Raw genomic sequence first — 17,049 nt, 5'->3', positions numbered from 1 at the left:
GGGTCCGGCGCGATCGAGGGGGCGCCGCCTCGCTGCGAATTCCAGGAAGGCACCATGCAACTCATCGATATCGGCGTCAATCTGACCCACGCCAGCTTCGCCCCGGAACGTGAAGCACTGCTCGCCCGCGCGCGCGCCGCCGGGGTGGTGCAGATGGTCATCACCGGCACCAGCCTGGCCGACAGCGAACAGGCGCTGCAGCTCTGCGGCGAACTCGACGAGGGCGGCCGGCTGTTTACCACCGCCGGCGTCCACCCCCACGAGGCCAGCCACTGGAACGCCGACACCGCTCGCGGCCTGCGCGCCCTGTTCGACGACCCGCGGGTACGCGCGGTGGGCGAATGCGGCCTCGACTTCAATCGCGACTTCTCTCCCCGTCCGGCCCAGGAAAAGGCCCTCGAGGAACAACTGGCACTGGCCGTCGAGCTACAGCGTCCGGTGTTCCTCCACGAACGCGACGCCAGCGAGCGCCTGCTGGCGATCCTGCGCGACTTCCGCGATCGCCTGCCGGCCGCCGTCGTACATTGTTTCACCGGCGAGCGCCGGGCGCTGTATGGCTACCTCGACCTCGACCTGCACATCGGCATCACCGGCTGGATCAACGACGAGCGCCGCGGCACCCACCTGCATGATCTGGTAGGCGAGATCCCGGTCGGCCGTCTCATGCTGGAAAGCGACGCGCCCTACCTGCTGCCGCGCAGCCTGCGGCCGAAGCCGAAGAACGGGCGCAACGAGCCGGCCTACCTGGTCGAGGTGCTCGACTGCGTGGCCCGCCATCGCGGCGAGAGCGCGGAGCGCCTGGCCGCTCACACCAGCGCCGCGGCGCGGGCGTTCTTCGGCCTGCCGACGATCGACTGAGATCGCCCTCAAGCTCCCGGCGGATCGGCCGCTAAGCTGACGAACGGTCTCGTTGACCCGCATCAACGATTGCCCCTTACTCAGCTTTCAAGATAATGGCGCCTTGCCATTATCTTGCCGATAAGAAGAAATCCCCCTATGGGCACCTGGATCAGCGACATTCCACTGAAATACAAGTTCTGGGCCGTCAACGCGGTGGCCTTCTTCACCACCCTGCTGCTGGTGTTGTTCGCCATGCAGCAGGAAGCCGCCGGGCGCAACGCTTCCGCCCAGCGCGCCGCCGCCGCCGAGGGCGAGCTGGTTCAGAGCTGGCCAGCCGGCAGCGCCCTACCCGCCCGCAGCAACCTGCTGCCGCTGGAACAGGCCGCGAGCCTGGGCGGCACCGCTGCCCAGGCGCTGGGCAAGGGGCAGGGTTGGATCGAGTTGTCCGGCGCGCGCCAGGGCGATACCCCGCTGCTCGGCGCCTGGGTCGGCCAGACCGGCTCCGGCCAGCGCTTCGCCGTGCTCGCCCCGGCCAGCGACCTGTGGCAGGTCTTCGCCGACCGGGCCGGCGCCTACGCCGTCGCCGTGCTGGTGCTGATGCTGGCGCTGCTGGCGGCCTCGCAACTGCTGATCCGCTTCATCCTCACCCACCTGCATACCCTCAAGGACGTGATGCTGCACGTCGAGAAGAGCGGCGACCTGTCCGCTCGCGTACCGCTGCAGGGACGCGACGAAGTCGGCCAGATGGCCAGTGCCTTCAACGCCATGCAGGCCGGCTACCAGCGCATCGTCGGCACCGTCGCCGCGGCCGCTACCAAGCTCGACGAAGGCGCCCAGGCGCTGGCCCGCAGCATGGGCCAGGTACGCCAGGGCATGCTCGGCCAGCAGAGCGAGACCGACCAGACCGCCACCGCGATCAACGAGATGTCCACCACGGTCTTCCATATCGCCCAGCACGCCGCCGACACCCGTGACCAGTCGCAGGAAGCCGACCGCCTGGCCGGCGCCGGCCAGCAGGCGGTGAGCCGGGTCAGCGCGTCGATCGCCGGGTTGTCCCAGGGCGTCCAGGACACCGCCGAGATGATCCAGAAGCTGGCCGAGGACAGCCAGAAGATCAGCGGCGTGGTCAACGTGATCCACGGCATCGCCGAACAGACCAACCTGCTTGCCCTCAACGCCGCCATCGAGGCCGCGCGGGCCGGGGAAATGGGCCGCGGCTTCGCCGTGGTGGCCGATGAGGTGCGCAACCTCGCCCGTCGCGTGCAGGACTCCACCGACGAGATCACCCAGATGATCCTCGCCCTGCAGTCGGGTACCCGCGACGCCGTGGAGTTCATGCAGGAAAGCTCGCTCAAGGCCGACGGTTGCGTCAGCCAGGCCGGCGACGCCGGCGAGGCGCTGGCGGCGATCGCCAACGCGGTGGCGCAGATGCGTGAAAGCAACACGCAGATCGCCGTCGCCGCGGAACAGCAGAGCCAGGTCGCGGAAGAGATGACCCGTTCGGTGGTGGGCATCCGCGACGTCACCGAACTCACCGTGCAGCAGACCGTCGAGTCGGCGGCCACCAGTCAGCAACTGGTCGACCTGGCGGGCGATCTGACCCGCGCCATCGGCCAGCTACGCCTCTGATCCGCAGGCGCACCTGCCTATCGCCCGGATAGGCAGGAATCATTCGCCGCGCTGCCGCACCCCGCCTAGACTCGACGACATGCAAGGATCCGCCCCGCGGGTCGCCGTCACGGAGTACCGAGAACATGGGCAAACGTCATCCCAACCTGCTCGCCTGGCAATGGCGCGGCTATGCCGCCAACCACCGCAACCCGACCAACCTGGTCCTGCACCTGATCGCCGTGCCGCTGTTCATCGTCGCTGCGATCCTGCTGCTCGGCGGCCTGTTCGGCCTGGACCTGCTGCAGGTGGTGCTCGGTGTCATCGGCATCGGCGCCGGCCTGGCGATCCAGGCCAAGGGACACGCGCTGGAGGAACAGGCACCCGAGCCATTCAGCGATCGGCGCGACGCTGTCAGTCGCCTGCTCGTCGAGCAGTTCGTCACCTTCCCCCGCTTCGTCCTCAGCGGCACCTGGTGGCGGGCTTGGCGCGAACGGCATAAGTGACAGTTCGTCCGGGATTTTGCACAGCCCTTCAGTTTTAGCGCGACGCTGCCGATATAATCGACGGAATCCTGTCGTGGACCGACAACATGCCGTCAACGCGTCAATTAATCGTCTTTCTCTGTTGCCTGGGGCTGCCTCTTGCCCAGGCCGCGGAGCCCGTGCCGCTGGGCGGACGTCCGATCGTCACCCTGCAGCGGTCCGGCGACGCTCCCGTACGGCTGACCCTGTCCGACCTCGAAGCCCTGCCCAGCGAGACCCTGGAAGCCCAGCTCCCCGGCGAGGCCAACGCCCGCTGGCAAGGCGTGCGCCTCAGCCTGTTGCTGCGCCACCTGGACCTGGCGCCGCCCACGCGCCTGCGCGTGCTGGCGCTGAACGACTACTCGGCGATCATCCCGTACAGCGACCTCGACAGCTACCAGCCCATCCTCGCCTATCGCCGCAACGGCGCCTACATGGCGATCCGCGAACGCGGACCGCTTTTCATCATCTACCCGATGGCCCGCTATCCTGAGTTGAGAAACCAGGTCTACTACAACCGTACCGTCTGGCAGGTCAGCTCCATCACTCTTGAGTAAGTAACGGACATGACTGTGCCGCTGCTCGATCCGACAAAGCTGCGCCGGCAACGCCAGATCATGGGGCTGTTGCTCGGCCTGGTGCTGCTCATGGCGCTGATCGCCGGGGCTGCGCTGTGGCTGGCGGTGCGCCAGGCCCAGCAACTGGCCCAGCCGAACCTGCACAACGAGCTGTGGCAGACCTACTCGCTGCGCGCCGAACTGGATCGCACGCTGGACGCCGCGCGGCACACCGAGAGCGGCGAAGGCCAAGCCGACGACCTGGCGATCCGTCTCGAAGTCCTCGCCAGCCTGATCGCGCCGCTGCGCCGCCAGTCGTTGTTCAGGCATCTCGCCGAACCGCGTCCGGAGGTACAGGCCACCCTGCAACGCCTGATCGAGCTCAGCGATCGCTGGTCGAACCAGGCCCCCTGGGGCGATCCCGTCGCCGCGCGCCGCCTGGCCGCGGAGATCGTCCAGCAGGTTCCGCCCTTGCTCGAACCGACCCACCAGATCGTCGTCGCCAGCAACATCGCCCTGACCAACCAGTTGGACGTCGACCGCAAGCGCCTGCACCGGGCGTTCTACGCGTTGTTCTGGGCCCTGCTCGGGATCGGTGCCGGCGGTGCCCTGCTGGTGCTGCGCCTGGTCACCGACTTCAAACGCGCACAGCAACTGGCCGGGCATCTGATCGAGCTTAACGCCACCCTGGAGAAACGCGTCGGCGAGCGCACCCGCCAGCTCAGCGAAGGCAAGGCGCTGCTGCATTTCATCCTCGAGGCCAGCCCGAGCGACGTGGTCCTGCTCAGCGCCTGCGGCGCCAGCATCCATTACGTCAGCCCACGCCTGCTCAAGCGCCTGGGTTGCCAGGCCCAGGACGACTTCAACCTGCCCCGGCTGTTCGCCAGCACCAGCGAATACAGCCGCCTGCAGAACGCCCTGGAGGCGCGCGGCCAGGTGGATGGCTGGGAAGCCCAGCTATGCGGGGAAACGCCTTGCTGGGCGGTGATCTGCGCGCGCCACCTGGAAATCGACGGCGAGCCGGCGACCCTGATCTGGTGCTACGACATCAGCCGGCGCAAGGCCATGGAGCAGGAACTGCGCCTGCTGGCCAGCACCGATACCCTGACCGGCCTGCACAACCGCCACTCGTTCCTGCACCAGGCGGAACTCATGCTCAAGGCCGCCGAACGCTTCCGCCACCCCTGCGTGGCGCTGATGCTGGACATCGACCACTTCAAGAACATCAACGACAGCCACGGCCACCTGACCGGCGACCGCGCCCTGCAACGTGTCGCCGAGACCCTGCGCCAGGGCCTGCGCGAGGTGGACCTGCTCGGTCGCCTGGGCGGCGAGGAATTCGCCGCGCTGCTTCCAGAGGTCAGCCTGGACCAGGCGCTGGACGTCGCCGAACGGCTGCGCGCCGGCGTCGAGGCGCTACGGGTGAACAATCCCGACGGCGAACCGCTGCGGATGACCGTGAGCATCGGCGTCGCCCTGCGCAGGGACGCCGGGGACGACCTGGAAAGCCTGCTGGTGCGCGCCGACAGCGCGCTCTACCAGGCCAAGAGCGGCGGGCGCAACCGCACCGAGTACGCGCCCGCCTGACATGCGCCTCAGCCGAACACCGTGACCATCTGCCGGCTGATCGCCAGCAACTGGCCGTCGGCGCTCCACATCCGCGCCGCCACGTGGCCGTAGCCGTCGCGCGCCTCCTCGATCTCCGCCAGGTAACGGCACCAGTCGCCGCTGCCCTGCTGCGGCAGCGGCTGGAGGAACTCGGCGGTCCAGGTCAGCGAGCTGGCCATCGCCGGGGTGCCCAGGTGCGGCAACAGCGCCGGCGGCCAGGAGTCGAGCAGCGCCAGCAGGTGGGAAACCTCCATGGGCTCTCCCTCGGGTTCGTCGCGGAAACGCATCCAGCCGCCCATCTGGCGCGACTTGTTCGAAGAGAACGGCAGGCCGCCCACTGCCCAGCGCATGGCGATGTAGCGAGTGAACTCCGGGGTCACGTTACGGATATAGGGCAGCTCCTGGCTCTCTTCGGGGCCCTTCATCCCGGCCGCCGGCAACGCTTCCACCGCCACCGCCGACGCGCGGGCGACGCCGAAACTGGCCTGGACCAGCGTCACCACCTGCTCGCCCTGACGGACCTCGACCTGTACCTGGCTCACCGCCTTGCCCTCGCGCAACAACCGGGCGCTGAAGCTCGCCGGCTGCTCGGGGGCCAGCGGTCCGACGAAGCTGACGCCGATGGAGCGCAACGGACGCCCCGCCTCGACCACCGCAAGCATGGCCTCGTAGGCCAACGCCACCACCAGGCCACCGAAGGTGGCGCGGCCCTGGCCCCAACTGGCCGGTACTACCACCGAGGAAGGGTCGCGGCGGACCGCCTGGATCAATTCGGAAAAATTCATGTGTGCCTCGCGAGGGGATTCGAGGGCCCATCTTAGGCGAGGCGATCCTTGGGAAAAAGCCGATCGGAATACCGGCGGCCTCAGTGCCCGGCAAGCGCCTGCTGCAATGTCGACAGGGCCCGTCCGGCACGCTCCCGGGCCAGTTCGAAGCGTGCCGTCCAGACCTCGCGCACGGGCGCCAGGTCCGGCTCGCGCTGGCATCGCAACAGCCACTGTTCGAGGTCGTGCCAATCGCCCAGCGCCGACTGGGCCGCCTTGAGCGGCGCCAGCAGCGAGCCGGGAATGCTGCAATCGTGCGGATAGGCCTCCAGCCCGTAGCGCACGCGCTTGATCCGCAGCCGTAGCGGGTGCCAGTGCTCGTAGGTGGTGTCCGCCAGCTCGGCGCGCAGGGTCTTCCATTGCCGGCGCAGGCGCTTGCGCACCCGGCCGTGCAGGCCATCCAGCACGGCATGCCGCTGGGCCGTACGCAACAGGGCCGGCCAGACGTCCAGGCAAAGCTGCAGGCGGTGCAGCGGCTGGCTGGCGAGAACCGCCACGTAGCCGGACTCCAGCACCGGCCGGCGCACCGCCAGCGCATCCCGCAGCCCTTCGGCGGCGAGCGCCGGCAGCAGCACCTCCAGGTCGCGGATCGGCCCGCTGAGCCGCCCGACCTCGGCGGCGGCATGCTCCAGCTCCTCGACGCCGGGGACTCCGCGGATCGGCCGCAGCAGGCTGCGCAGACGGCGCAGGGCGATGCGCAGGTCGTGCAGTGCCTCGCCATCCGTGCGCGCCTCCAGGCGGGCGACCGCCGACATCAACGCCACCTGCTGGCCGATCACCTCAGCCAGCAGTTCATCGATGAACCCCGTCATGCCTGCTCCTCTCCCCGGCCATCCCGCGTGGGCGTGCGCACCAGGCGCCAGGGCAGCGCCCGGCGCAATGCGCGCAGACGCAACCCTGGATCATCGGCACCGCCGTGTCCATAGCGTTGCGCTTCGAACGCGCCGACGAAGGCCGCGATGGCTGGCGCCTGCGCCGGCAGGACGCGGGCGGCGCGCTCGCCGTAGGAGCGTAGCCCTTCGCCGGGGGAACGGCGCAGGCCATGCATCTCCAGCAGGCGTTCGAAGCGGCGCAGTTGGCGGCTGCGCAGATCGCCACGGCCTTGCCAGGGCTTGAGCAGGAACAGCGCGAGCAGACCGACCGACAATATCGCCGCGGCACCGAGCAACAGGCCCAGTCGGGTCGGATCGAGCCCGCCGAACCAGCGCTGCAGGAAGGCGCCCTGCTGCTCACCCTGGTAGGCCAGGACCCAGCGTTGCCAGCCGTAGTTCAGGCTGTCCCAGGCCAGACGCATGTCGTTGAGCCAGGGCAGGCCACGGTAGCGCAACGGCGACAGCGGCGCGTCGGCGAGGTACTCGCTGTCCCCGGCCAGGGCCTGCTCCAGCCCCTGTTCGATCCGTTCGGGCGCCACCTGGTAGGTCGGGTCGACGCTCAGCCAGCCCTGCTCCGGCTGCCAATACTCGACCCAGGCGTGGGCGTCGAACTGATGCACCAGCAGGTAGTTGCCCGCCGGATTCAGCTCGCCGCCCTGGTAACCGGCCACCACTCGCGCAGGAATGCCCGCGGCGCGCAGGACGAAAGCCATCGCCCCGGCGTAATGCGCGCAGAAGCCGCTGCGCGTGTCGAACAGGAAATCGTCCACCCCGTCGGCACCGGTCGCTGGCGGTTTCAGGGTGTAGGCGAAAGGCTCGCGGTTGAAGCGCTGCAACAGGGCCGCGACCAGTGCCTGCGGTTGCGCATGGGCCTGGCGCAGTTGCTCGGCCAGGGCGCGCGCGCGCGGATTGCCGTGCATCGGCAACTGCAGGTTGCGCCAGCGCATGCGCGGATCGATGCTGGACTCGCGCAGCGCCTGTGGCCAGGAACTGGCTCGGTAGAACAGACGTTGCTCGACCGGCTGCCGTCGCTGCAGGTGGAAATCGCTCATCAGGCGCGTGTCGGTCTGGTCGGTCTGCGCCACGTCGAGGGCGAACAGCCAGGACTGCGAACTGGGCTGCATGATCACGTCGTAGCGCAGCTCGGGGCCACGCTTCTGCCAGTGCATAGCATCCTCGCCCGACCATTGCGGCGCCTGAGCCCAACGTCGTCCGTCGAAACGCTCCATGGTCAAGGCGCGCCAGTAGAGCTGCTCGCGCGGCGGCGGTGCGCCCTCGAAGCGGACCCGGAACGCCAGTTCGGCGGAGCGCCCAAGCTCGGCGATATCCCCTGGCGCCATGCTCTCCGAGAGTCCGGTGACCCCCTTGTTGCCGGGCATCGGCAACGACCACAGCGGCCCCAGGCGGGGGAAGAACAGGAACAGCAGGAGCATCAGCGGCAGCGCCTGCAGCAACAGCCCGCCGGCCAGCCGCAGGGTCGGCCAGGGCCGGCTGGCGAAAGCGCTCTGCTGCAAGCCGATCAGCGCCGCCAGCAACGCGGTCACCGGCAGCAGGCTGTACAGCGCGGCGAGGAAACCGTCGTCGAACAGGTAGCCCACCACCACTGCGAAGAAACCGAGGAACACCAGTACCAGCGCATCGCGGCGGGTCTTCATTTCCACCAGCTTGAGGATGAACGCGGCGATCAGCAGCACCGCCCCCGCGTCCAGGCCCACCAGGCTGCCGCGCGACAACCAGACCCCGGCCCCGGCGAGCAGCGCCAGGGCCAGCTTGACCCAGGCGCGCGGATAGCCGGCACGCATGCGGAAGACCTGCACCCGCCAGGCCGCGCAACCGAGCCACATGGCCGCGATCCACAGCGGCATGTAGGCCAGGTGCGGCAGGATCACCAGTACCTGCGCCACCAGCAGCCAGACCAGCGCGACCCGCGGAATCGCGTTCATCGCGCCGCTCCGAACAACGCTAGCGCACGCAGGCAGGCCTCGCGCTGGGCCTCGCCGCTGGCCGGTTGCAGGCGTGTGCCGGGCAGCGCCAGGCCATAGGGCTGCTGCCGCGCGGAGAGTTCCAGGACTGCATGGCACAAGCGGCCCAGGCGACTTTCGAGATCCCCGCCGAGGCGCTCGAATTCCAGCCACAAGTCTTCCCCACCGAGCGCGGCGAAGTCCTTCACCAGCAGCCCCTGGCCACGGGAAAACGCCTTCCAGTGCAGGCGCCGCCGCGAGTCGCCCGGCTGGTAGGCGCGCAGTCCCTGGTAGTCGTCGACGCCCGCGCTCGCCAGCGCGCGCCCCTGGTCCTCGGCATCCTCCGCGCCCGGCGCGAGGAACGGCTCGCCGGCCTGCGGCCGAGGGTAGACCAGCGCCTGCTGGCGCAGGTCGACCCAGCTCCAGGCCACCAGCAGGCCGAGGGGAAAGCGACTCTCCACCCGCAGGCGCCCCGGCCGCAGCCAGCCGCGTCGCTCGGTCGGGTGGAACAGCAGCACCTCGGCAGCCGCGTCGCCTGCCAGGTCGGCGTATTCCAGCGGCCGCTCCGGCCAGCCGACGGCGATAGCCTGGCGCGCCCGCCGCGGGCTTTCCAGGCGCACCCGGAAACCGGCGCGCTCGCCGGCGAACACCGGGTCCGCTCCCAACGCGGTGAGGCGCAGGCCGGCAAGGTTGCGATAGGTATGGAGGATGGTCACCACGCCCAGGGACAGCAGCAGGAAGGTCAACCCGTAGGCCAGGCTGTTCTGGTAGTTGATCGCCGCCAGCAGCATCACCAGCAGCGCCAGGCCGAAAGCGCCGCCCTGGCGGGTCGGCAGGATGAATACGCGGCGCTGGTTCAGCTCGACGCTGCTCGCCGGCGGTATCCGTCGGTTCAGCCAGCGCTGCCAGCGCGGCCAGTTGCGCAGGCGCATCAGAGCGCCGGGACTTCGCGCAACAGCCATTGCACCAGCGCGCCGCCACCGTGCCCGGTGGGGTCCGCCTGGTCGCGCAGGCGATGCCCGGCGACCGCCGGCAACACCGCCTGGACGTCTTCCGGAATCACATAGTCGCGTCCCGCCAGCAGCGCCCAGGCACGCGCCGCGGCGAGCAACGCCAGGCTACCGCGCGGCGACAGGCCGAGGGCGAAGGCCGGCTGCGTGCGGGTCGCTTCGACCAGGCGCAGCACGTAGTCCACCAGCGCGTCGCTGGCGCGGATCTTCGGCACTTCGGCCTGGAAAGCGGCCAGCGCCGCATGGTCGAGCAAGGGTTCCAGGCGCGGCAGCAGATCGCGCCGGGCTTCGCCGAGCAACAGCGAGCGTTCCGCCGCGCGCCCGGGGTAACCCAGCGACAGGCGCATCAGGAAGCGATCCAGCTGCGATTCCGGCAGGGAGAAGGTGCCGCCCTGGCTGGCCGGGTTCTGCGTGGCGATGACGAAGAACGGTTCCGGCAAGGGCCGGGTGGCGCCCTCGATGGTCACCTGGCCTTCTTCCATCGCCTCGAGCAAGGCGCTCTGGCTTTTCGGCGTGGCGCGGTTGATCTCGTCGGCAAGCACCAGTTCGGCGAAGATCGGCCCGGGATGGAAGACGAATTGCCCGCTGTCCTTGTCGAACACCGAGGTACCGAGGATATCGCCCGGCAGCAGGTCCGAGGTGAACTGGATGCGCTGGAAACTGAGCCCGAGCACCCGCGCCAGGGCATGGCTGAGGGTAGTCTTGCCCATCCCCGGCAGGTCTTCGATCAACAGGTGCCCACGGGCCAGCAGGCAGGCCAGGGCCAGGCGCACCTGGCGGTCCTTGCCCAGGAGAATCTCATCGACCGCCTTCAGGCAGGCTTCCAGGGTGTTCAGCATCCCGACCTCGCGTTTCCGGGGAAAACAGCGATCCTACTGGCCTGGGGCCAGCCGGCAAGGCACTTGCAATTTTTCCTCACGAAACTGTGAAACCGTTGCCACCGGTACTTGCCGGAGTGCCCGCTACAAGCCTAGACGCTGGGGAGGGACAGGCGCGGATGATGCCTGCGCCAGTCCGGCTCGACACGGCGCGCGACGGTCGCCGACGGCAGGCGTGGGGGAAGCCGCCTCAGCCCAGTTCGGCGACGATCGCCGCCAGCGCCTTGGCCGGGTCGGCGGCCTGGCTGATCGGCCGGCCGATCACCAGGTAATCGGAGCCGGCGTCCAGGGCCTGGCGCGGGGTGAGGATGCGCCGCTGGTCGTCCTGGGCGCTGCCGGCCGGGCGGATGCCCGGCGTGACCAGTTGCAGGCCCGGATGGGCGGCCTTCAGCGCCGGCGCTTCCTGGGCCGAGCAGACCAGGCCGTCCATGCCGGCCTTCTGCGCCAGGGCGGCGAGGCGCAACACCTGCTCCTGGGGCTCGATGTCGAGGCCGATGCCCGCCAGGTCCTCGCGCTCCATGCTGGTCAGCACGGTCACGCCGATGAGCAACGGCCTGGGCCCGCTGAAGGCCTCCAGCGTCTCGCGGCAGGCGGCCATCATGCGCAGGCCGCCGGAGCAGTGCACGTTGACCATCCACACGCCCATCTCGGCGGCGGCCTTCACCGCCATCGCCGTGGTGTTCGGGATGTCGTGGAATTTCAGGTCGAGGAACACCTCGAAGCCCTTGCCACGCAAGGTCTCGACTATACCCGCGGCACAACTGGTGAAGAGTTCCTTGCCGACCTTCACCCGGCACAGTTTCGGGTCCAGCTGATCGGCCAGCGCCAGGGCGGCCTCACGGGTGGGGAAATCCAGGGCGACGATGATGGGGGACTGGCAGGCGGACATGGGCTCTCTCGCGGCGAATCGAAAACGGCGCGCATTGTCGCAGAATCCGGCCGTTTGCCGTAGCCCGGAACGCGCCGGGGAGATGAACGTCGTGGACTAGAGGCGGGCGCGGAGCAGTTGCTCCAGCCAGTCGACGAATGCCCTGACCCGCCGCGACAGATGCCGCCGGTGCGGATACAGGGCGTACGCCGGCATCGCTTCGGCCCGCCACTGCGGCAGCACCTCGCGCAGCTCGCCGCGTTGGAGGTGCTCGCGCACGTCGTAGGCAGGGATCTGGATCAGGCCCAGTCCGGACAGGCAGCAGGCGATGTAGCTTTCCGCGTTGTTCACCGTGACCCGGCTGCGCAACGCGCGGGTCAGGGTGCGCCCATCCTCGCGATACTCCCAGGGCAACACCCGGCCGCTGCTGGGCGAGGCATAGTTGACCGCCCAGTGCCGGTCGAGGTCGGCTGGCGTCCGTGGCTCGCCATGCTCTTCCAGGTAGGCGGGACTGGCGCAATTGATCAGTTGCATCTCGCCGAGGCGTCGCGCCACCAGGCTGCTGTTGCCCAACTGGCCGACCCGCAGGACGCAGTCGACGCCCTCCTGCACCAGGTCCACCGAACGGTCGCTGGAACCCAGTTCCAGTTCGATGTCCGGATGCTGGCGGAAGAATTCCGGCAGCGCCGGGGCGATCAGCAGTCGCGCCACCCGGCTCGGCACGTCGACCTTGAGCCGGCCGCTGGCGCGGCTGCCGTCGTGGAACAGGCTCTCCAGCTCCTCCATGTCTTCCAGCAGGTGGCGGCAACGCTCCAGCACCACGCTGCCGTCGTGGGTCAGCTGGACCTGCCGGGTGGTGCGATGCAGCAGCCGGCTGCCGAGTTGCGCTTCGAGCTGCTGGACCGCCGCCGAGACCGTCGCCCGCGGCATGTCCAGCAGGTCCGCGGCCTTGGTGAAGCTGCCGGTTTCGGCAACGCGCAGGAACACGCGCATGCTGTCCAGACGATCCATGGGCAGGCCCCTTCTCTCTATTCGGGATGGCTGGACAGTCTATCCATGCCACCTACGTTTATCCAAAGAACCCGGACCAATAGCCTGGAGTCCCTACTCTACTTCCTGGATCCGCAGATGCCCCATGCAGCGCTTTTGCTTCCTCCCAGCGCGTCCCCGCTGCCGGAAGTGGTCGGTTTCTGGCGCGATGCCGGCCCTACCCTCTGGTTCGCCAGGAACGCCGATTTCGACCGGCGCTTCCGCGAGCGCTTCGCCCACCTCTACGAGCTTGCCTGCGCCGACGCGCTGCGCCCGGCTGCCGATGAAGCCGAGGACCATCTCGGCCTGCTGTTGCTGCTCGACCAGTACCCGCGCAACGCCTTCCGTGGAACCCCGCGCATGTACGCCAGCGACGCCCAAGCGCGGCGCTGGGCGGAGCGGGCTCTGGGACAAGGCCTCGACCGCCAGGTCGGGGACGCGCTGCGGCTGTTCTTCTACCTGCCGTTCGCCCATGCCGAGAACCTTGCCGACCAGGATCGCTCGGTAGCGCTGAACCACGGACTCGGCCAGCCCTTCCTCGCCCACGCTCGTGAGCATCGAGAGATCATCCGCCGCTTCGGGCGCTTTCCCCATCGCAATCCGATCCTCGGTCGCCCGTCCAGCGCCGAGGAACTCGCCTTCCTCGCCGCCGGCGGCTTCGCCGGCTGAACCGGGGCTCAGCCGGCCCTCCCTAGATAGGCAGGTCGCGATCCAGCAAGCGGTCCAGCAACCAGTTGGCCGCCGGTCCCAACGGCCGCTGCCGCGACCAGACCACGTCCACCGCCTGGCTGCGCGGCCAGCCGGACACCGGCAACTCCTTCAGCCGTCCGTTGGCGTAGCCGCTGACCAGCCAGCGCGGCAGCTCGGCCCAACCGAAGCCGTGGGTGGCCATTTCCAGCAGCAACAGGTAGTTGGGCGCCGACCAGCAGCGCCCGCCGCTGGACGGCAGGCCGTCGTTGATCGCCGCGCCGGTCTCGCTATAGGTGTTCAGGCGCAGCAGACGCCATTCGGAAAGGTCACGCTCGCTGACCCGCTCCAGGCCCGCCAGCGGATGGTCGACGGCGGCGAACAGGCCGAACTCGGCACGCTCGGCGACCGCCGCCACGCCCAGCTCCGGCGGGTAGTGCGGCTGCGCGGCGAGCAGGCCGAGGGTGGCGCGGCCGCGGCTGACCTGGGCGATCACGTCCTGGTCCTCGGCGATCAGGCATTCGAACTCCAGCTCAGGGTAACGCTCGTCCAGTTCGGCCAGGCGCGCCTCGTAGCGCGCCGAATGGTAGGTGTCGGATAGCGCCAGGGTCACCCGTGGTTCCGAGCCGCCGGCGAGCAGCGCGGCGACCCGGCGCAGGCGGTCGGATGCGCCGAGGACCTCCTCGACCCGTCCCAGCAGGGTGCGTCCGGCCTCGGTCAGTTGCGGCTGGCGGCCACTGCGATCGAAGAGTTCCAGGCCGAGGTCGATCTCCAGCCGGGCAATGGCCTCGCTGACGGTCGACTGGCTCTTGCCCAGCTTGCGCGCGGCGGCGCTGAAGGAGCCGAGGGAAACGGCCTGGACGAAGGCCTCGAGGGATTCGGGCGACAAATGCATATCGGTTTTTCCGATGGTATCCAACTTAACCCTATCCCAAAGACCGATGACAATACAGCCCGACTTCAACGACGAACCGGGAGCGTTCGCCATGACCCACACCCACACCGCCCTCGACAAGACTCTCAAGGAGCGGATCTTCCACGCCCTGGCCTTCGAGGGCCTGGCCGTCCTCCTCACCGCGCCGGTGCTGTCGCTGGTGATGAACAAGCCCCTGGCGCACATGGGTGCGCTGACGCTGATGTTCTCCACCGTGGCGATGCTCTGGAACATGCTCTTCAACAGCCTCTTCGACCGCGCCCAGCGGCGCATGGGCTTCCAGCGCACCCTGCAGGTCCGGGTGCTGCATGCGATGCTCTTCGAGCTGGGCCTGATCGTGGTGCTGGTACCGCTGGCCGCCTGGTGGCTGTCGATCGGACTGGTCGAGGCGTTCCTCCTCGACATGGGCCTGATCCTGTTCTTCCTGCCCTACACCATGGCCTTCAACTGGAGCTACGACGTCCTCCGCGCACGCCTGGTGGAAAGCCGCCAGGCCAAGGCCGCCGGTTGCGACGCCGGCTAGGCCGGCGTTCAGGCCGTCAGCCGCTCGCGCAGGCGGCCGAGCATGCCGAGCAGGCTGCCGACCCGTTCCTTCTCGCGCTCGTCGCGCGGCACCTCGGCCAGCCGGTCGACCTCCGGCAGGCTTCGCCCGCGCCACAGCAAGGCCTGCTCGGCGGCCGCCTTCAGGCCTTTCTCGAACAATCCCCTGCGGATCGGCTTGGGCAGGTAGCGGAATATCTGCGCCTGGTTGATCAGTTCGAGCAGGGCCTGGGTGTCGCGGAACGGCGTGACCACCAGGCTGAGCAGGCGCGGATGGGCCTGGGCCAGGGATTTCAGCAGCGGCGCGGTATGCTCCCCGGCCAGCTTCAGGTCGCTGACCAGCACCTCCACCGGTTCGGTGTTCAGCCACACCAGCGCCTCGGCCAGGTTGCGCGCACGCAGCAGGCGATGCCCGCCGGCATGGCAGAAGGCCCCGACGCAGTCCAGGGTTTCCGGGTCGTCGTCGAGCAGCAGCACGCTCAGCGGCGCCGCCAGCGTGGCCGCGGGCGGCGCCGGCAGGCCCTGGCGGCTGGCGATCTCCGCCGCCTGGCGCAGGGTGAAGGCCATTTCCTGGGGATTCCAGGGCTTGGTCAGGTAGCGGAAGATGCCACCGTCGTTGAGCGCGTCGACGGCGGCATCGAGGTCGGAATAGCCGGTGAGGAGAATCCGCAGGGTCTCCGGATAGCGCTCGCGAGCCTGCGCCAGCAGTTCGGCGCCGCTCATCTGCGGCATGCGCTGGTCGCTGACCAGCACCTGTATCCGTTCCGTCTTCAGGCGCTCCAGGGCGCGCCGCGGGTCGCTCTCGGTGAGCACCTCGTAATGGCGGCGGAACTGCATGGCCAGGCTGCGCAGGATGCGCTCCTCGTCATCGACGAAGAGAATGCGGACGGGAGATGGGCTCATGTCAGGCGCTCCGTTTCAGTTCGCGGGCCTGCTCTCGCGGCAGGCTGATGAGGAAGCGGGTTCCGCGGCCCGGTTCGGAGGCCACGCGGATGGTCCCGCCATGTTGCTGGATGATCTTGTAGCTGATCGACAGGCCGAGCCCGGTGCCCTGCCCCACCGGCTTGGTGGTGAAGAACGGGTCGAAGATCCGGCCGAGGACCTCGGCGGGCATGCCCTTGCCGTTGTCCTGCACGGAGAGGAACACCTGGCGCTCGTCGGCCCAGCTCTTCAGCAGGATGCGGCCGAAACGCTCCATGGCCTGCGCGGCGTTGGTCAGCAGGTTCAGCAGCACCTGGTTGATCTGCGACGGCGCGCAGGCGATAAGCGGCAGCTCGCCGAGCTGGCTGCTGATCTCGGCCTTGTCCTTGGTGGCGGTGCGGGCGATCAGCACGGCGTTGCGCACGCAGTCGTTGAGGTCGACCTCCTCGCTGAAGGCGCGGTCCAGGCGGGCGAAGTCCTTGAGCCCGGAAACCAGCTCGCCGATCTGGCCGAGGCCGTAGCGGGTATCGACGAACAATTGCCGCAGGTCCTCGCGCAACTGTTCGACGGCGGCTTCGCGGCGCACCGCGTCGGCCGCCTGCAGCGCCTGCGCCAGGCGCGCTTCGTCGCACTGCGGGTCGCCCAGGCAGTCGACCAGCGCCGCCTGGGCATCGGCCAGGCGCAACAAGGGATCGCTCAGCTCCTCCAGCAGCGCCAGGTTGTTGCCGACGTAGCCGAGCGGCGTGTTCAGCTCGTGTGCGACCCCGGCCACCATCTGCCCGAGCGAAGCCATCTTTTCCGACTGCACCAGTTGCGCCTGGGACTCCTTGAGGTCCACCAGCGCTTTGCGCAGCACCCGGTTGCGCTGGGCGATGCGCGCCTCCATGGCCTTCAGCAGGTCGAGCACGGTGCCCAGGCCACGGTAGCGGCCCTCTTCGTCGACCAGGGCGAAGTCCTCGGTGATCGGATACTGCAGGCGACCGGTGACCTGCTGCGCCGCCTCTTCCAGGCTGGCGCCGAGGGAGACGCTGAGGGGCGCCCGGTTCATGACGTCGCGCACCGGATGGCGGCCCCAGAGGTCGCGGCCGAAACGCTGCATGAAGATGTCCTGGAGGGTGTAGCGGCTGACCAGGCCGAGGACCCGGCGCTCGTCGTCGACCACCGGCAGCGAGAGGAAGGCACGGTGCTCCGGCATCAGCAGGCGGTCGGCGACGTCGCTGATGCTCATCGCCGGAGTCAGGGGTTCCACCGGGCGCAACAGACGGGACAACGCGCTCGGAGACATCGGCAACCTCTCGCTGGCAGGCCCGGACGGGCAATGAAGGGATACCCGCCAGTTAAGCAATGTCAGATTGCCAACATGTGACAGGCATCACGCCGGCCAGGCT

General features: G+C 69.0%; 17 protein-coding genes. 7 read left to right on the top strand and 10 right to left on the bottom strand.

Features of this window, described 5'->3' with window-relative positions:
• Positions 1-54: 54 nt before the first annotated feature.
• From AT700_RS10545 to AT700_RS10525, 5 genes are all read left to right on the top strand, one after another.
• A complete protein-coding gene (locus AT700_RS10545; protein ID WP_003101675.1) occupies positions 55-858 on the top strand; it encodes a TatD family hydrolase in 804 nt (267 codons plus the stop codon).
• Positions 859-996: 138 nt separating this feature from the next.
• Positions 997-2,469: a methyl-accepting chemotaxis protein gene (locus tag AT700_RS10540; protein WP_003110283.1), complete on the top strand. Its 1,473-nt coding sequence runs from the start codon at positions 997-999 to the stop codon at positions 2,467-2,469.
• Positions 2,470-2,594: 125 nt separating this feature from the next.
• The gene (locus AT700_RS10535; protein ID WP_023116984.1) at positions 2,595-2,954 is read left to right on the top strand and encodes an Mpo1-like protein; all 360 of its coding nucleotides are present in this window, start codon (positions 2,595-2,597) and stop codon (positions 2,952-2,954) included.
• An 86-nt stretch (positions 2,955-3,040) separates the two neighbouring features.
• Positions 3,041-3,529 (top strand): hypothetical protein, encoded by a 489-nt coding sequence (locus AT700_RS10530; protein ID WP_003119860.1) that lies wholly within the window; start codon positions 3,041-3,043, stop codon positions 3,527-3,529.
• A 9-nt stretch (positions 3,530-3,538) separates the two neighbouring features.
• Positions 3,539-5,116, top strand: a complete 1,578-nt coding sequence (locus AT700_RS10525) for a sensor domain-containing diguanylate cyclase (RefSeq protein ID WP_003119859.1) — start codon at positions 3,539-3,541, stop codon at positions 5,114-5,116.
• An 8-nt stretch (positions 5,117-5,124) separates the two neighbouring features.
• Here the strand turns inward: AT700_RS10525 and AT700_RS10520 are convergent, their stop codons facing one another.
• The 7 genes from AT700_RS10520 to AT700_RS10490 all read right to left on the bottom strand — a co-directional run bounded on the left by AT700_RS10520 (position 5,125) and on the right by AT700_RS10490 (position 12,561).
• On the bottom strand, positions 5,125-5,922 hold the full coding sequence (locus AT700_RS10520; RefSeq protein ID WP_003090970.1) for an acyl-CoA thioesterase: 798 nt from the start codon (positions 5,920-5,922) through the stop codon (positions 5,125-5,127).
• An 80-nt stretch (positions 5,923-6,002) separates the two neighbouring features.
• Complete coding sequence (locus AT700_RS10515) at positions 6,003-6,773, bottom strand: CHAD domain-containing protein (RefSeq protein ID WP_003114744.1); 771 nt, start codon at positions 6,771-6,773, stop codon at positions 6,003-6,005.
• Positions 6,770-8,776, bottom strand: coding sequence for a protein-glutamine gamma-glutamyltransferase TgpA (gene tgpA / locus AT700_RS10510; RefSeq protein WP_048521051.1), 2,007 nt, complete (start codon positions 8,774-8,776; stop codon positions 6,770-6,772). Before tgpA ends, AT700_RS10515 begins: the two co-directional genes overlap by 4 nt.
• Positions 8,773-9,726: a DUF58 domain-containing protein gene (locus AT700_RS10505; RefSeq protein WP_003122519.1), complete on the bottom strand. Its 954-nt coding sequence runs from the start codon at positions 9,724-9,726 to the stop codon at positions 8,773-8,775. Before AT700_RS10505 ends, tgpA begins: the two co-directional genes overlap by 4 nt.
• The gene (locus AT700_RS10500; protein ID WP_003114741.1) at positions 9,726-10,643 is read right to left on the bottom strand and encodes an AAA family ATPase; all 918 of its coding nucleotides are present in this window, start codon (positions 10,641-10,643) and stop codon (positions 9,726-9,728) included. The genes AT700_RS10505 and AT700_RS10500 overlap by 1 nt, the downstream gene beginning before the upstream one ends.
• Positions 10,644-10,872: 229 nt before the next feature.
• Positions 10,873-11,571: an orotidine-5'-phosphate decarboxylase gene (gene pyrF, locus AT700_RS10495; RefSeq protein ID WP_003090975.1), complete on the bottom strand. Its 699-nt coding sequence runs from the start codon at positions 11,569-11,571 to the stop codon at positions 10,873-10,875.
• 96 nt (positions 11,572-11,667) lie between these two features.
• Positions 11,668-12,561 carry a LysR family transcriptional regulator gene (locus tag AT700_RS10490; protein ID WP_003101696.1) on the bottom strand — a complete coding sequence of 298 codons (894 nt, stop codon included), beginning with the start codon at positions 12,559-12,561 and terminating at the stop codon, positions 11,668-11,670.
• Between the two features lie 45 nt (positions 12,562-12,606).
• Here AT700_RS10490 and AT700_RS10485 point away from each other — a divergent pair, with 45 nt between their 5' ends.
• On the top strand, positions 12,607-13,248 hold the full coding sequence (locus tag AT700_RS10485) for a DUF924 family protein (protein WP_003122518.1): 642 nt from the start codon (positions 12,607-12,609) through the stop codon (positions 13,246-13,248).
• Positions 13,249-13,270: 22 nt separating this feature from the next.
• On the opposite strand, the gene AT700_RS10480 is transcribed toward AT700_RS10485, so the two are convergent.
• The gene (locus AT700_RS10480) at positions 13,271-14,161 is read right to left on the bottom strand and encodes a LysR family transcriptional regulator (RefSeq protein WP_003090978.1); all 891 of its coding nucleotides are present in this window, start codon (positions 14,159-14,161) and stop codon (positions 13,271-13,273) included.
• 91 nt (positions 14,162-14,252) lie between these two features.
• Here AT700_RS10480 and AT700_RS10475 point away from each other — a divergent pair, with 91 nt between their 5' ends.
• On the top strand, positions 14,253-14,723 hold the full coding sequence (locus AT700_RS10475) for a multidrug/biocide efflux PACE transporter (protein WP_003101714.1): 471 nt from the start codon (positions 14,253-14,255) through the stop codon (positions 14,721-14,723).
• An 8-nt stretch (positions 14,724-14,731) separates the two neighbouring features.
• On the opposite strand, the gene AT700_RS10470 is transcribed toward AT700_RS10475, so the two are convergent.
• A complete protein-coding gene (locus AT700_RS10470; protein ID WP_003090981.1) occupies positions 14,732-15,643 on the bottom strand; it encodes a response regulator in 912 nt (303 codons plus the stop codon).
• A gap of 1 nt (position 15,644) precedes the next feature.
• Positions 15,645-16,946, bottom strand: coding sequence for a sensor histidine kinase (locus AT700_RS10465; RefSeq protein WP_048521050.1), 1,302 nt, complete (start codon positions 16,944-16,946; stop codon positions 15,645-15,647).
• Between the last annotated feature and the right edge of the window lie 103 nt (positions 16,947-17,049).

Origin of the sequence: Pseudomonas aeruginosa (genome assembly GCF_001457615.1) — a bacterium.
Taxonomy (GTDB): domain Bacteria; phylum Pseudomonadota; class Gammaproteobacteria; order Pseudomonadales; family Pseudomonadaceae; genus Pseudomonas; species Pseudomonas aeruginosa.
The sequence above is the reverse complement of the archived record's forward strand: the minus strand, read 5'-3'. Positions and strand labels throughout refer to the sequence as shown.

Excerpts from the sequence above, each read along its gene's own strand:
- AT700_RS10545 (WP_003101675.1), top strand. The coding sequence starts at position 55 with ATGCAACTCATCGATATCGGCGTCAATCTGACCCACGCCAGCTTCGCC.
- AT700_RS10540 (WP_003110283.1), top strand. The coding sequence starts at position 997 with ATGGGCACCTGGATCAGCGACATTCCACTGAAATACAAGTTCTGGGCC.
- AT700_RS10535 (WP_023116984.1), top strand. The coding sequence starts at position 2,595 with ATGGGCAAACGTCATCCCAACCTGCTCGCCTGGCAATGGCGCGGCTAT.
- AT700_RS10530 (WP_003119860.1), top strand. The coding sequence starts at position 3,041 with ATGCCGTCAACGCGTCAATTAATCGTCTTTCTCTGTTGCCTGGGGCTG.
- AT700_RS10525 (WP_003119859.1), top strand. The coding sequence starts at position 3,539 with ATGACTGTGCCGCTGCTCGATCCGACAAAGCTGCGCCGGCAACGCCAG.
- AT700_RS10520 (WP_003090970.1), bottom strand. The coding sequence starts at position 5,922 with ATGAATTTTTCCGAATTGATCCAGGCGGTCCGCCGCGACCCTTCCTCG.
- AT700_RS10515 (WP_003114744.1), bottom strand. The coding sequence starts at position 6,773 with ATGACGGGGTTCATCGATGAACTGCTGGCTGAGGTGATCGGCCAGCAG.
- tgpA (WP_048521051.1), bottom strand. The coding sequence starts at position 8,776 with ATGAACGCGATTCCGCGGGTCGCGCTGGTCTGGCTGCTGGTGGCGCAG.
- AT700_RS10505 (WP_003122519.1), bottom strand. The coding sequence starts at position 9,726 with ATGCGCCTGCGCAACTGGCCGCGCTGGCAGCGCTGGCTGAACCGACGG.
- AT700_RS10500 (WP_003114741.1), bottom strand. The coding sequence starts at position 10,643 with ATGCTGAACACCCTGGAAGCCTGCCTGAAGGCGGTCGATGAGATTCTC.
- pyrF (WP_003090975.1), bottom strand. The coding sequence starts at position 11,571 with ATGTCCGCCTGCCAGTCCCCCATCATCGTCGCCCTGGATTTCCCCACC.
- AT700_RS10490 (WP_003101696.1), bottom strand. The coding sequence starts at position 12,561 with ATGGATCGTCTGGACAGCATGCGCGTGTTCCTGCGCGTTGCCGAAACC.
- AT700_RS10485 (WP_003122518.1), top strand. The coding sequence starts at position 12,607 with ATGCCACCTACGTTTATCCAAAGAACCCGGACCAATAGCCTGGAGTCC.
- AT700_RS10480 (WP_003090978.1), bottom strand. The coding sequence starts at position 14,161 with ATGCATTTGTCGCCCGAATCCCTCGAGGCCTTCGTCCAGGCCGTTTCC.
- AT700_RS10475 (WP_003101714.1), top strand. The coding sequence starts at position 14,253 with ATGACCCACACCCACACCGCCCTCGACAAGACTCTCAAGGAGCGGATC.
- AT700_RS10470 (WP_003090981.1), bottom strand. The coding sequence starts at position 15,643 with ATGAGCCCATCTCCCGTCCGCATTCTCTTCGTCGATGACGAGGAGCGC.
- AT700_RS10465 (WP_048521050.1), bottom strand. The coding sequence starts at position 16,946 with ATGTCTCCGAGCGCGTTGTCCCGTCTGTTGCGCCCGGTGGAACCCCTG.